This window comes from Berryella intestinalis (assembly GCF_000814825.1).
In the GTDB taxonomy this organism is placed as follows: Bacteria; Actinomycetota; Coriobacteriia; order Coriobacteriales; family Eggerthellaceae; genus Berryella; species Berryella intestinalis.
In genome coordinates, this window is record NZ_CP009302.1 from 1,674,705 (window position 1) to 1,686,967 (window position 12,263).

The window sequence follows — 12,263 nt, forward strand, 5'->3', positions numbered from 1 at the left end:
GGCTCCGACGAACGGAGCGAGGGGCCAAAACCCCGCCGCGCGCTTACTTCAAGCGGTGCACGAAGAAGTCCGCCATGGATATCAGCAGGTCCCGATAGACGGAGGGAGCAAGCGTGTCGGCGAGGCGGATCTTGGCCATGCTGGTGAGGCTCTCGGCGTAGTTGCGGGCGAAATCGATGCTGCCCGAAGCCTTCAGCAGCTCCACCGCCTCGTCCAGAACAGCCGGGTCCTTCGTCTTGGACGAAAGGATGTCGATCAGACGGTCGCGAACCTCGGGTTGGGAGTTCTGAAGCGCGTGGACCACCACCAGCGTGCGCTTGCCCTCGGTGATGTCGTCGCGGAACCCCTTCTGCGTGCTTTCCGCCGCGCCCACCAGGTTCAGGATATCGTCCTGGATCTGGAACGCCAAGCCGGTGTCCAGGCCGAAATTGCGCAGGCCCTCGACTTCGGCGTCGGTGCCGCCGCCCACGATCGCGCCCAGAGCAAGCGGAACGGCCCCCGAGTAGTGGGCGGTCTTGTGCGTCGCCATGACCAGATAGTCGTCCACCGTCAGATCGTAGCGGCCGTCGCGCGCCCACCCGATGTCGAGCGCTTGCCCCTCGATGGTGCGGCGGGTCATGTCGATGAGCTCGGAGATGACGCGCACCTTGGTCTCGGCGTCCAGCAGCGGATCCTTCACCACCGTGCCGTTCACCAGCGTGAGCCCCAGATCCCCCATGTTGATGGAAAGCCCCAGGCCCTCGGTGAGGTGGAGGCAGGGTTCGCCCCGACGCAGCTCGGCGTCGTCGGCGATGTCGTCATGGATGAGCGCCGCGGTGTGAAAGTGCTCGATGGCCGCGGCGGCGCTGAGCGCACGGTTGGCCTGCCCCCCCACCGCGCGGGCGGCTGCGAAGCAGATGAGAGGCCGATGGCGCTTGCCGCCGTTCCTGCTGTACTCCGTGAGGGGACCGTACAGAAACGTATCCATATCGGGATGCGACGCCTGCGGGATGTAGGCGTTGATGGCCTCCCCCACCACATCGGCGTAACGGTCGAGATAGTCTTGGAAGCTGTCGGGAAGACCCTTCGAGCTGAGCGTGTTGTCGATGTCGATCATGTACTGCCCGCTGCCCCATTTCCTGATGGCTGACATGCGAGGGCCGATCCCGCGGCCTGCGCCGCATCCGACGGAGAAAACGCCGGTCGCCCTCCTGATTCCGAACCGTCTAGACTGGTAGGAGCGGTGGGACTCGAACCCACATACCCGAAGATGGCGGATTTTAAGTCCGCTGCGTCTGCCAATTCCGCCACGCTCCCGCAACCGTGCGTCCACACGATTGAGTAACTGTATCAAAATTCAAACGGGGCGAAGCCGTTAATCGAAGTCTACAGCCAAAATGACACCTTGCAGGATGTCGGATTCGCTGACGGTGAACTCCCCGATCCGGGCCATGTCCATGACCTCTTCCATGATGACGAGCCCCGACACGATCACCGCGGCGCGCTTCGGGTCGAGGCCCACCACGCGCTGGCGCTCTTCAAGCGGCATATCGGCGAGCATGAGGCGCTGGTCGCCCAGCTGCTCCCTCGTGACCACGGCCCCGTGCACCTTCGTGCAGTCGTAGCTTTCCATGCGGTCGCGCACCGACACGATCGTCGTCGCCGTCCCGGCCACCCCGACCAATCGTCCGTCCAGCAGCCCCGCTTCGCCCAGCTGCTTGAAATGGGGTTCCATCTCGCTGCGGATCCACTGGCGAAGCCGGGCCTCATCCGCAGGATCGATGCGGCCCTCGCCCAGCAGCTTCTCGGTCGCGCGACGGCATCCGATGTCGAACGAGCGGGCGCGTGCGATCCCGCCGCCCGCACGGCCCGCCACCACCTCGGTGGAGCCGCCCCCGATGTCGATCACCGCGATGGACTGTCCCGGAAATTCCCGCGACACCCCGGAAAACGAAAGGGACGCCTCGCGGTCGCCCGAGATGATGCGCAGGTCGACCCCCTCGCCTGCAAGGGCGCGCACCAGATCGGAGCCGTTGCGGGCATCCCGCGCCGCAGACGTGGCGACGGCCCGGATGTCGGCTTTGCAACCCAGGTCGCGCTCGTAGCGGGCGAGCTGGGACTTGAACGACGCGATCGCGCAGCGCACCCGCTCGATCGCCTCGGGCAGCAGGGCTTTGGACGTGTCGACGCCCTCTCCGAGGTTCGTGATGCGGTACAGGCGCTCGATCTCGTAGAGCGCCCCCCGATCGTCGACCAGCGCGACCAGCATGCGGCAGGTCACCGTGCCGATATCGATCGAAGCGCGCAGACGGGCGCCGTCAGGCGCGACGATACGGCCGTTCTCGTCGACCGGAGCGAGCATCAAAGCCACGAGGCCTCCTTAGACGTTGGGAGAAAAGGGCTACGAGACGCCGAAGACGACGTCGAGCAAAGGCGAGTACCAGGTCGTCGGCGGCGCGATGTCAGCCGATTTGACCTCGCTTTGGTAGGTGGTGAGCGAGCCGGCGGACTCCGACTCGGACGACAGGCCGGAAACGTTGGCGGTCTGCTCGCCCTTCTTCACCCAGCCGAATTCCTCATGGGCCGCCGTTTCCACGCCTGCTGCCGTGGAAAGCGAGTCGTTTTGGGCCTCGATCGCCGCATTGCGGCTCTGCAGGGCCGCGTACTCCATCTCAAGCCGCTGATTCTCGCGCATGGCCTGGTAGTAGCTCTGAGCGGGGGCGTACAGGAACGCCGCCACGAACACCGTCATGACGATGGAGGCGGCGGCCACGAAGGGGCCGCGCGGCAGCTCGAAGCGCCCCAGCACGTCCAGAGAGCGCAATCGGGCGAAAGCGGGCAGCGCCGAAGCGGCGGACTGCATATGCGACGTCCTGCGCGCCTGGCGGCCCATCTTTCCCTCGTAGACCGCGGCGCGGGGGGCGTCGGCGGCACGGGACGAGGGGCGGTCCGCGTCGGATCCGAACTGGCGCTCGAAAAGCCGGGCAGCGCGCTTCTTCTCCCGCTGGCGACGGCGCGAAGCGCGAGAGGCCCCCTTATCGGGAGAATCGTCGGAATCCTCGTCGGGAAGCGCCGAGAGCGGCTCGTCGGAAGGCGTGCGGAAAGCGCCGTCGAGGCGGCGCCGGGACGATGCGAAGGCCCCGCGGGAAGACCGGGGTTCGGAGGGCGCGGGTGACGAGGGGCCGGTTCGCTGAGCGTGCCTGGGGAAACCCTGCGCGAGGGAAAGCGCGCGCGAAGAACGTTTCGCTTCATCGAACGAGACTATGTTGCTGTGCGCGGGCAGGAGCGGCCTCTTTCATGCATCGTTTGTCGTTTGAAGGTGGGTGTAATGCGTGAAACCGAGTAGAGAATAGCACAGGCGGGTGCTGGAAAACGGGTGCGTCCGGCCTAGATCTCCGCTTTGAGGCCATGCTCCTTGAAATAAGCACGCCACTTTTCGAAGGACTCGTCGGAGATCGCATGCTCCATCAAGCACGCCTCCGCATCGGCGCGCTCGTCGTCGATGCCGAGAACCTGGGTGAGGAAGGCGAACAGGAGGTGATGGCGCTCCAGCACGGACCGACCGTACTCGTACCCTTCGTGGGTGAGGGTCACGTCGCCGTAGTAGGGCTGGTCGGCCAGGCCCTTTTCCTTGAGCAGGGAGACGGCCTTGTTCACGGAGGCCTTCGACACCTCGAGCTTCTTGGCGATATCGACCGAACGAACGGACACCTCGTCGGTTCCGCCGAGCATGACGATCGCTTCGAGGTAGTCCTCGTGCGATTTGGACATCTTCTCCATGATGAGACCCCCGTTGCTGAAGATGGTTGCGAATCCTATACGATCTGGATGAATTCTACCATCAAAAAGGGCCGCGCAACCGAAAGTACACCGCGGTCACCGATCTCCCGCATCGTTTCGAGCAGCCGATTTCACCAGGGAAAACAAAAAGACGGCCGAGCCGTCGAAGAAAAGTGGCTGGCGAGGGAAGAGAGAGGGGGGTGGGTCCCTCGCCAGCTCGTTGTGTGGTGGATGATCAGACGAGAGGAATCTCCACCACCGGGTCAGCTAATCAGGTCGTACCGTCGGCCGTTTCCGGCTGCGTCGCCGTTCGGATCTTCTCCGCCGTTCCGACTTCCGACATTTGTTAGTTTAGGTTTACACCTAGGAAGCGTCAACAAGTATTTTGTAGCTTACTTCCGTTTCACGGCTTCTCCATAACCGCGCAGCGATCGCTTGGACCGCAGCGGCCGAAAGGACGGCTCAAAAGATCCTCAATGACGAACCGCCAGGGCTTTCATCAGGCGGGACGATAGAACCGACGGGACGATCGAGCCGCTACCGATCGGGACATCGGGGCGCCGGTCGGGCAGGAAGGCTCGCGCACTCGTCGATCAGCGCCCTTCCTTCGCAAGCGCGGCATCCACGTCCGCCATCATCTTGTCGGCCGAAGAGCAACCTCCCCCGCAGCTGCACGAGCCATGCGAGCACGCTTTCCCGTCGCACGAGCCCTTCTTGAAAAGACGTCGCACCGCCAGATAGAACCATCCCGCGAGAAGCGCCAGAACCAAAAGCGTTCCCGGCGTCAGAGAGAAGTCCGCCATCGTCGACCTCCGTTTCATCCCGAATGCACCGCAGGGCAGGCACGGCCCGCCCTGCGGCAAAACTTACCTATAGCTAACTATGGCAGACGGCCCCGTCCTCGCACCCCGTTCGCACGGGGCGTTACGCGGCCGTAACCGCGCCTCCGGAACCGTCGCCACGCGCCTCCGAGGCTACTTCTCGCTATCGGCCTTCTTCGCATCGTAGCGCGGCATGGGGCGGAACACCTGGAAGAGGATCGCGCCCAGAAGCACGCACGCCGCCACGAACCCGACCACGTTCATCTCGCCGGACAGGGCGGAGCCGAACTGGAAGATGATGAGGCCGATCACCCAGGCGAACACGGTCATGTAGCCGATCGCGGCCCAGAACCACTTCGCGGACGCCATCTGGTTGCGGATCGCGCCGATGGCCGCGAAGCACGGGGCGCACAGCAGGTTGAAGGCGCAGAACGCGGCCATGGCGTTCACATTGCCGTTGAACAGCGCGGCGAACGCGGCCCACAGGCTGGGATCGGCGTCGGAGGCATCCGACCCGAGGGCCGTGATGATGCCGACGGTGGCCACGACGTTCTCCTTCGCCACCAAGCCCGTGATGGAGGTGACGGCGGTCTCCCAGCCGCCGAATCCCAGCGGGATGAAGATCCAGCCGATGGCATTGCCCAGCGCGGCCATGAGCGAGTAGCGCATGTAGCCGTCCATCTCGGTGTCGAGCATGCCGAACGAGCCCTCGTAGAACCCGAAGTTCAGCAGGAACCACACGACGACCGACGAGACGAAGATGATGGTGCCCGCCTTGATGATGAACGCCTTGCAGCGATCCCACACCGACATGAGGACGGTGCGCGCCGCGGGGATGTGGTACGCGGGAAGCTCCATGACGAACGGAGAGGCTTCGCCGGCAAACCAGCGGGTCTTGCGCAGCATGATGGCGGACACGATGATGGCGATGATGCCCATGAAGTAGAACAGGGGCGACACCCAGGTGGCGTTCTGGATCGACCCGCCGGCGATGGAGCCGAAGATCAGGGCGATGATCGGGGTTTTCGCCGAGCAGGGGATCATGGTCGTGGTCATGATGGTCAGACGGCGGTCGCGCTCGTCCTCGATGGTCTTGGTCGCCATGACCGCGGGCACGCCGCAGCCGGTGGCCACCAAGATGGGGATGAAGGACTTACCGGACAGGCCGAACTTGCGGAAGATGCGGTCCATCAAAAACGCGATGCGCGCCATGTACCCGCAGCACTCGAGGATAGCCAGCTCGAGGAACAGAACGGCCATCTGGGGCAGGAAGCCCAAAACGCTGCCGACGCCGGTGACGACGCCGTCGATGACGAGGCCCTTCACCCAGTCGGACGCCCCGATGGACTCCAGCCACCCCGTCACGACGGACGGAATGGAGGGCATGTAGGCGCCGTAATCGGCCGGGTTGGGCTCTTCGACTTCGAGCGCTTCGGCGAACCCTTCGGCGGAAACGGGCGTCACCGTGGTTTCCCCGGTCTCCTCGTCCTTGGCCTCGTAGACCCCTTCCACCTGCGCTTCCTCGGCGCTTTCGAGGAAGGCGGCGATGGCCTGCGCATCCTGTTCGGTGGGCTCTTCGGCCTTGAGGGCGGCGCTGACGGCCTCGGTGTCGATACCCGCTTCCTCGGCGGCTGCGATGTAGGCGTCGATCTGGCCCTTAGCCTCGTCGAAGGCGCCCTTGTCCTCTTCGAACTGCTCGGTTCCGGTTATCAGCCAACCGTCGCTGAACAGGTTGTCGTTCACCCAGTCGGTAGCCGCGGTTCCCACGGTGGAGATCGCGATGTAGTACACGAGGTACATGATCGCGATAAAGATGGGAAGGCCCCAGATGCGGCTGGTGAGGATGCGGTCGGCCTTTTCAGACGTGGACATGCCCCGCATCGAGCGCGTATAGGCCTCCGACACCACGTCCCCGATCATGTCGTAGCGCTCGGACGTGATGATCGACTCGGCATCGTCGTTCAGTGCGTTCTCGAGGCCCTCGCGGATCGCGTCGATCGCCTGGACGTCGGCTGCGGGAAGCTTCAGCGAGTCGAGCGTGCGCTCCTCGCCCTCCAGCAGCTTGATGGCATGCCAGCGCACGGTCTCGGCGGGAACGCGCGAGGCCAGGATCGCCCCGACCTTCTCGATGGCGTCCTCGGCGTCGTTGGTGAACCGCACCGTGGGCGCGGGCACGCGCTTGCTTCGGGCGGCGTCGATCGCCGCATCGAGGAGCTTGTCGAGGCCGTCGTTTTTCAGGGCCGACACCGGAACGACCGGGCAGCCGAACTTGCTCGAAAGCTTGTCCAGATCGATCTTGTCGCCGTTTTTCGCCACCAGGTCCATCATGTTGACGGCGATGACCACGGGAAGCCCCAGGTCGATCACCTGCGTGGTGAGGTACAGGTTTCGCTCGAGGTTGGTTGCGTCGACCAGGCTGATCACCGCATCGGGGCGGCCGTCGAGCAGGTAGTCGCGCGTGACGATCTCCTCGGGCGAATAAGGGGAAAGCGAGTACACGCCGGGAAGGTCGGTGATGGTCACGTCCTTGTTCGCCCGGTACTGACCCTCCTTCTTCTCGACGGTGACGCCGGGCCAGTTGCCCACGTACTGCCGCGCTCCGGTAAGCGCGTTGAACAGCGTGGTCTTGCCGCAGTTCGGATTGCCGGCAAGCGCTATGCGAATCGACATCGAAGTCCTTTCACACGTTTTCGGATAGAAGACAGGCGCAGCTGGCGCAAAGTTCTGACCACATTGAGAAACTACCTGATGAAGGTACCTTTTCAACAACGCCGGACACATGCCGCGCGAACGCTGCGCAGAAGGTTTGCGCTAATCGACCAGCACGCACTCGGCTTCGCTTTTGCGCAGCGACAGCTCGTAACCGCGAACCGTCAGCTCCAGGGGATCGCCCAGGGGAGCCACCTTGCGCACGAACACCTCGGTCCCCTTGGTGATGCCCATATCCATGATGTGGCGCTTGATCGCGCCCGAACCCACAAGTCGCTTCACAACCGCCTTGTCCCCGATTGCGACATCGCGAAGGGTTCTCTCCCGAACTTCTTCGGCCATGTCCTCGTTTCTCCTTTCGTTGATGCGTGAACGATGCAGACCTATTCCCCACGGGGAGCCCCGACATAGGCGCTCCCTCCATTGAAGACGAGCGGAATCGCTAGCTGACCATGACCTTCATGGCCGTCGCGCGGTTGATGGCGACACGCGATCCTTTGATCTCGACGATAAGGTTCCCAAGCTGGTCGGCCACAACGCGAACCTCCCCGCCCTCGACGAAGCCGAGGTTCTCGAGGTGGTGGACCGTGTCCTGCCTCTTCAGCTTGATTCCCGATATGCGCACCGTCGATCCCTGATCGGCGAATGCAAGCGGCCGCTCCATCGTCTCGCTCATGGGCCGATCGCCTCCTTCCCCCTTCCGCCCGGCAAGCAGGCGGCCTCGTTGCCCGAAAGATCGTCGGGGGCGGCTCGGCTTGGCTGCAAGGCGAATCGTTCCCGGCGTTTTCGGACGGTTCCGCGCGACCGGACAGGGCGCGCGTCAAGAAACCGTTAGATGTTAAATCAATCGAACACCATTGAGTATTCTACGGCAAACAAATTGGGAAATAAATACAGAACTTGCGCTTTCCTCAACATAAAGCCAGATAGATGAGAGAGTTAGATAGAGATTCCATCACATCTCCCCATCGGCGGAACCCGCATCGGACCGACCCTCGGATTCGCCTGCACACATGATCGGGAAGCGCCGTTGATAGAAGATTTGTCCGATTCCGCCGCCGACACCCAGCAGCGAGTTCGTTTTTCCTGATAGTCGGGTAAAGTAGGGGTTACGTTCTCCACCGCCCTGACCGATGGCCCGAAACGAGAGGGACGAACATGGCCGAAAACCTTTTCATCGACACGCGAGGAGCCTGCGCCGAAGGCGTTGCGTTCACCGAAGCCGTTGTGAACGGCCTTGCACAGGGCGGAGGACTGTACGTCCCCACCGCCATTCCCAAGATGGAAATCGATGAGATCTGCGACCTGGCGCACGTGCCCTACGCGCAGCGCGCAAGCCGGGTCTACCGCGCGTTCGGCATCGACCTTCCCGAAGCCGAGATCGATGCGCTGTGCGAACGAGCCTACGGGGACAACTTCGACGACGAAAGGGTCGCGCCGGTGATCTCCCTCGACGACTCGACGCACATCCTCGAGCTTTGGCACGGTCCCACCAGCGCGTTCAAGGATATGGCGCTCCAGTGCCTTCCGCTGTTCTTCAGCGCCAGCGCCCGAAAGCTGCGCGCGGAGGGCAAGCTGGGCGTCGAGCACATGATCCTGGTCGCGACGTCGGGAGACACCGGGAAAGCCGCGCTCGCGGGATTCAGCGGAGTGGAAGGCGTGAGCATCGGGGTCATGTACCCCGACGGGGGCGTGAGCGACATCCAGTTCAAGCAGATGGCGACGCAGCGCGGAGACAACGTCGTCGTCTGGGGCGTCGCGGGGAACTTCGACGACTGCCAAACCGGGGCCAAGAACGTCTTCAAAGACGGTGCGTTCGCCGATCGGCTGGAGGCCGACTACGGCATCGCCCTGTCAAGCGCCAACTCCATCAACTGGGGACGACTGATGCCCCAGATCGTCTATTACGTTTCGGCCTACGCCGAGCTCGTGGCGAAAGGGGCGCTGCGCGCCGGCGACGAGGTCGACGTCTGCGTGCCCACCGGAAACTTCGGGAACATCCTCGCGGCGTACTACGCCAAGCGCATGGGCTGCCCCATCCGGATGCTCCTGTGCGCCAGCAACGAGAACCGCGTGCTCACCGATTTCATCAACACGGGCACCTACGACATCTCGGAGCGGCCCTTCGTCAAGACCCCGACGCCGTCGATGGACATCCTGGTGTCGTCGAACCTGGAGCGGCAGCTGTTCGAGCTGACCGGGCGCGACAGCGATGCGATACGCGGCTGGATGGAAGACCTCGCGACCGAGAAGCGCTTCCGCATCGACCGCGACACCTTCCAAGCGGTGCGCGCGCACCTCGTTGCCGACTCGGTCGACAACGAAACCTGCCTTGACGCCATCCGAGACGCCTACGAGCGCTACGACTACCTGATGGACCCCCATACGGCGGTTGCCTACAAAGCGGCCTGCAACCTGCGCAGCGACGATGTTCCCGTGATCATCGCCAGCACCGCCCACTGGGCCAAGTTCGGCGACAACGTGTACCGGGCGCTTCACGGGCTCAAGCCGACCGATCCGCTGCCCGCCGACGTCGCGGCGCTCACAGGGTGCCAGCTGAACGCCCTCATCGCAAGCGAAACCGGCGGCTCGGACGTCCCGATGGGCCTCGCCGAGCTGGACGGGCTGCCCATCCGCTTCACCGAGGTGATCGAGGGCGGCGCCGAACGCATCGAGGAAGCGCTGGTCGAATACCTTTCGAAGCGCTGATCGCAAACGACCCGAACGGACCCGGGTCGTCACGGCGAAGCACGGGACGACCGGTCCGCGCCTCCATGCACGGCGGCTCCCGCCGTTCGAAACCGTTCGAATCGGTACGAACCGAAACGCACTGTTAGAATCGGGGTGTTCGTTTCGCACGTGCATAACAGAGGATCTGTCCGATCGGCGCGATAAGCTATATGCTGGTCTGACGCATCGAATTCGAGCCGACGCAACCGAAGAATCGAGGGGAAAATGTTCGAGAACACCAACCTGTCTCCGCTTGTGCGCATCGCCATCTCCGTGGAAGGCGGTTCCCGCGGATCGATGTTCGGCCGCGGCGTCGCCGACCTCTGCCTGGGCGTGAGGGAGAAGGGCTCCCTGAACGCCGCCGCGAAAGACATGCACATGGCCTACAGCAAGGCGTGGCGCATCATGAAGGATACCGAGAGCACCCTCGGCATCCGCCTGCTCGACCGAGACGGAGCCCACGGCTCGACGCTCACCCCCGAAGGCGACGCCCTGCTCGATTCGTACCTCGAAATCGACCGCGATCTGAACGAATACGCCCTGAAGCTGTTCGCTCAGAAGTTCAAGGCGTAAAGCGGGCAGAACAACCCGCAGACCAGCCATAACGAAAGAGGCGGTGCCAGAGGTATCGTCTCTTTTCTCGTCCCGCGACCGCGCCTCCCCGCTATCAGTCCGAATGCCGCCGCGCACAGAAAGCAAGCCGCAAATCCAACCGGGGCGCACGACCCCGTGGCAAGGCTCAGGGCGAACATGCAGCGGATATCCCCGCCCCCGATGGCATCGACGGAACCCTCGCGTGACAGCAGACGGTTCAGGACCAGGGCCGACAGAACCGAAAACGCACCGAAAACCGCCCCATCGACAAGACTGCGCATCCCAAGCGACACAAGCTGCAGGATCGATCCGAAAAACGCGATCGCGTAGCAATACAGGCGGGGAATGCGCCGTTCCCTCAGGTCGATCGCAACGCAGCGGGCCATCGAGAAAGCGACGACGGCCGCGCAGGCGAGGACGGCGATCGACCGGAACTCAGGCATGCGCCCCCTCCATCACCGAGCACGACCATCCCGGCGAAAACGTGAGGCGGAGAGAGCCGTCGGGGCAGGCTTCGACGGTGTACGGGCGCGGAGCGGACGCGCTCATGCGCAACACGAGGTTCTCGCCCCGCACATGCCGTTCTTCCGCGAAAGAGCCTCCCTCCTCCGAAACCGCAGGCGACGGAGCCTCGGCGGCTCCTGTGCCCGCATCCCCGCCTTCCGGGGTCTTTGGGTCCCGTTTCGAGTAATCGTGCAAGCATCCGTAGCACAGAGGGGCGTCGTCGAACGACATCGCCCCGCAAACCGGACATTTCTTCATCCCGCTTCCTTTCCGTCGTGCGCCATCCCCGTAGACGGCGCGATCGATCCCATCCGGGCCGCTACCGCGCGGCCCCATCGGGCAGCCGTTCGCCAGAACTTCTGCCGACAAAGGCGTTTCCGCAGGTGATGCACAGTTCATCACCTTCCGAGAACCAAGGCCTCCTTCTGTCCGAGAACCGTTCTAGAACTGCTCGGGCGCCGCGGCACCTGATCCTCGTCCGGGGCTTCACCGATCGGCGGGATTCGATGATCACCCCGCTTTTCGACACGAACGCCACGTCCAGATCGGCGCGCATCCCGAACGTATGGATATCGCAGCAGGGGCTCAGCATCACCACCCCTCCTTTTTCAGACTGGCCTATCAGCCCCCTCATGCGCTCGGCAAACCCTCCGGCAACCGAAACCGTCTCGACGGGAAACCCCTGCCCCGTGTTGTCACCCATATCAACCTCCTGTCTGATAGCTCACTACCACGCTCGTCTCTTCCCCTATCGAGGTGAACGCGGCGTACGCCCACCGCGTTTCTCCGCAGCCCCTCTCGCACGCCAGGCCCGCCGGCTCGCACGGATAGCATTTCCAGCCCGAGCGCTCCGCCTTCCAGGCAAACGAGCTCCGCGCGTCTTCGACCGGAAGATCGACGCTGTACCCGACGACCCCGTCTGCGCTCATCACGTTTCGCTCGCCTTCGATGAACCCGAGGCCGTCGGGAAGCGGACCTTCGAATCGATCGCCGACGCCCGAAGGATCCTCGCCCGACATCACCCGCCCAACAGCCGCACAGCTGCCCCGCACCGCCTCGAGAGACGGTGCGGCGACCCTTTCCGCCCATCTCCCGATCCAGCCCGAAGCGGCTATTGCGAATAGGAAAAGCGCGACGCATACGCCC

At 63.8% G+C, this 12,263-nt stretch carries 14 protein-coding genes and 1 tRNA gene; 2 read left to right on the forward strand and 13 right to left on the reverse strand.

The window, feature by feature from the left end:
* Positions 1 to 43 precede the first annotated feature (43 nt).
* The 9 genes from JI75_RS07340 to JI75_RS07380 all read right to left on the reverse strand — a co-directional run bounded on the left by JI75_RS07340 (position 44) and on the right by JI75_RS07380 (position 7,965).
* The gene (locus tag JI75_RS07340; protein ID WP_039689936.1) at positions 44 to 1,096 is read right to left on the reverse strand and encodes a polyprenyl synthetase family protein; all 1,053 of its coding nucleotides are present in this window, start codon (positions 1,094 to 1,096) and stop codon (positions 44 to 46) included.
* A 115-nt stretch (positions 1,097 to 1,211) separates the two neighbouring features.
* Positions 1,212 to 1,296: transfer RNA gene (locus JI75_RS07345), tRNA-Leu, on the reverse strand.
* A 58-nt stretch (positions 1,297 to 1,354) separates the two neighbouring features.
* Positions 1,355 to 2,341 carry a Ppx/GppA phosphatase family protein gene (locus JI75_RS07350; protein WP_052241670.1) on the reverse strand — a complete coding sequence of 329 codons (987 nt, stop codon included), beginning with the start codon at positions 2,339 to 2,341 and terminating at the stop codon, positions 1,355 to 1,357.
* Positions 2,342 to 2,380: 39 nt separating this feature from the next.
* Positions 2,381 to 2,842 (reverse strand): septum formation initiator family protein, encoded by a 462-nt coding sequence (locus JI75_RS08840; RefSeq protein ID WP_158407634.1) that lies wholly within the window; start codon positions 2,840 to 2,842, stop codon positions 2,381 to 2,383.
* Between the two features lie 524 nt (positions 2,843 to 3,366).
* Positions 3,367 to 3,759, reverse strand: coding sequence for a metal-dependent transcriptional regulator (locus tag JI75_RS07360; protein ID WP_039689937.1), 393 nt, complete (start codon positions 3,757 to 3,759; stop codon positions 3,367 to 3,369).
* 593 nt (positions 3,760 to 4,352) lie between these two features.
* Complete coding sequence (locus tag JI75_RS07365; RefSeq protein WP_039689938.1) at positions 4,353 to 4,562, reverse strand: hypothetical protein; 210 nt, start codon at positions 4,560 to 4,562, stop codon at positions 4,353 to 4,355.
* A 171-nt stretch (positions 4,563 to 4,733) separates the two neighbouring features.
* Positions 4,734 to 7,250, reverse strand: coding sequence for a ferrous iron transporter B (gene feoB / locus JI75_RS07370; RefSeq protein ID WP_039689939.1), 2,517 nt, complete (start codon positions 7,248 to 7,250; stop codon positions 4,734 to 4,736).
* A gap of 141 nt (positions 7,251 to 7,391) precedes the next feature.
* Positions 7,392 to 7,631, reverse strand: a complete 240-nt coding sequence (locus JI75_RS07375) for a FeoA family protein (RefSeq protein WP_039689944.1) — start codon at positions 7,629 to 7,631, stop codon at positions 7,392 to 7,394.
* Positions 7,632 to 7,731: 100 nt separating this feature from the next.
* Positions 7,732 to 7,965 carry a FeoA family protein gene (locus JI75_RS07380; RefSeq protein WP_240993156.1) on the reverse strand — a complete coding sequence of 78 codons (234 nt, stop codon included), beginning with the start codon at positions 7,963 to 7,965 and terminating at the stop codon, positions 7,732 to 7,734.
* 482 nt (positions 7,966 to 8,447) lie between these two features.
* On the opposite strand from JI75_RS07380, the gene thrC reads away from it, so the two are divergent.
* Together thrC and JI75_RS07390 are read left to right on the forward strand one after the other, a co-directional pair.
* Positions 8,448 to 9,998, forward strand: coding sequence for a threonine synthase (thrC, locus tag JI75_RS07385; protein WP_039689946.1), 1,551 nt, complete (start codon positions 8,448 to 8,450; stop codon positions 9,996 to 9,998).
* Between the two features lie 246 nt (positions 9,999 to 10,244).
* Positions 10,245 to 10,592 (forward strand): winged helix-turn-helix domain-containing protein, encoded by a 348-nt coding sequence (locus JI75_RS07390; RefSeq protein WP_039689949.1) that lies wholly within the window; start codon positions 10,245 to 10,247, stop codon positions 10,590 to 10,592.
* On the opposite strand, the gene JI75_RS07395 is transcribed toward JI75_RS07390, so the two are convergent.
* The 4 genes from JI75_RS07395 to JI75_RS07410 form a co-directional block, all read right to left on the reverse strand.
* A complete protein-coding gene (locus JI75_RS07395; RefSeq protein ID WP_052241672.1) occupies positions 10,574 to 11,056 on the reverse strand; it encodes a prepilin peptidase in 483 nt (160 codons plus the stop codon). The two genes, JI75_RS07390 and JI75_RS07395, sit on opposite strands and share 19 nt — an antisense overlap.
* Positions 11,049 to 11,375, reverse strand: coding sequence for a hypothetical protein (locus JI75_RS08845; protein WP_052241673.1), 327 nt, complete (start codon positions 11,373 to 11,375; stop codon positions 11,049 to 11,051). Before JI75_RS08845 ends, JI75_RS07395 begins: the two co-directional genes overlap by 8 nt.
* Before the next feature lie 61 nt (positions 11,376 to 11,436).
* On the reverse strand, positions 11,437 to 11,820 hold the full coding sequence (locus tag JI75_RS07405; RefSeq protein ID WP_052241674.1) for a DUF192 domain-containing protein: 384 nt from the start codon (positions 11,818 to 11,820) through the stop codon (positions 11,437 to 11,439).
* Between the two features lies 1 nt (position 11,821).
* Entirely contained in the window at positions 11,822 to 12,136 is a 315-nt protein-coding gene (locus tag JI75_RS07410) for a hypothetical protein (RefSeq protein ID WP_039689951.1), read from the reverse strand.
* Between the last annotated feature and the right edge of the window lie 127 nt (positions 12,137 to 12,263).

Bases quoted from the DNA above. Each gene is read 5' to 3' on its own strand.
- JI75_RS07340 (WP_039689936.1), bottom strand. From the start codon at position 1,096: ATGATCGACATCGACAACACGCTCAGCTCGAAGGGTCTTCCCGACAGC.
- JI75_RS07350 (WP_052241670.1), bottom strand. From the start codon at position 2,341: ATGCTCGCTCCGGTCGACGAGAACGGCCGTATCGTCGCGCCTGACGGC.
- JI75_RS08840 (WP_158407634.1), bottom strand. From the start codon at position 2,842: ATGCAGTCCGCCGCTTCGGCGCTGCCCGCTTTCGCCCGATTGCGCTCT.
- JI75_RS07360 (WP_039689937.1), bottom strand. From the start codon at position 3,759: ATGGAGAAGATGTCCAAATCGCACGAGGACTACCTCGAAGCGATCGTC.
- JI75_RS07365 (WP_039689938.1), bottom strand. From the start codon at position 4,562: ATGGCGGACTTCTCTCTGACGCCGGGAACGCTTTTGGTTCTGGCGCTT.
- feoB (WP_039689939.1), bottom strand. From the start codon at position 7,250: ATGTCGATTCGCATAGCGCTTGCCGGCAATCCGAACTGCGGCAAGACC.
- JI75_RS07375 (WP_039689944.1), bottom strand. From the start codon at position 7,631: ATGGCCGAAGAAGTTCGGGAGAGAACCCTTCGCGATGTCGCAATCGGG.
- JI75_RS07380 (WP_240993156.1), bottom strand. From the start codon at position 7,965: ATGAGCGAGACGATGGAGCGGCCGCTTGCATTCGCCGATCAGGGATCG.
- thrC (WP_039689946.1), top strand. From the start codon at position 8,448: ATGGCCGAAAACCTTTTCATCGACACGCGAGGAGCCTGCGCCGAAGGC.
- JI75_RS07390 (WP_039689949.1), top strand. From the start codon at position 10,245: ATGTTCGAGAACACCAACCTGTCTCCGCTTGTGCGCATCGCCATCTCC.
- JI75_RS07395 (WP_052241672.1), bottom strand. From the start codon at position 11,056: ATGCCTGAGTTCCGGTCGATCGCCGTCCTCGCCTGCGCGGCCGTCGTC.
- JI75_RS08845 (WP_052241673.1), bottom strand. From the start codon at position 11,375: ATGAAGAAATGTCCGGTTTGCGGGGCGATGTCGTTCGACGACGCCCCT.
- JI75_RS07405 (WP_052241674.1), bottom strand. From the start codon at position 11,820: ATGGGTGACAACACGGGGCAGGGGTTTCCCGTCGAGACGGTTTCGGTT.
- JI75_RS07410 (WP_039689951.1), bottom strand. From the start codon at position 12,136: ATGTCGGGCGAGGATCCTTCGGGCGTCGGCGATCGATTCGAAGGTCCG.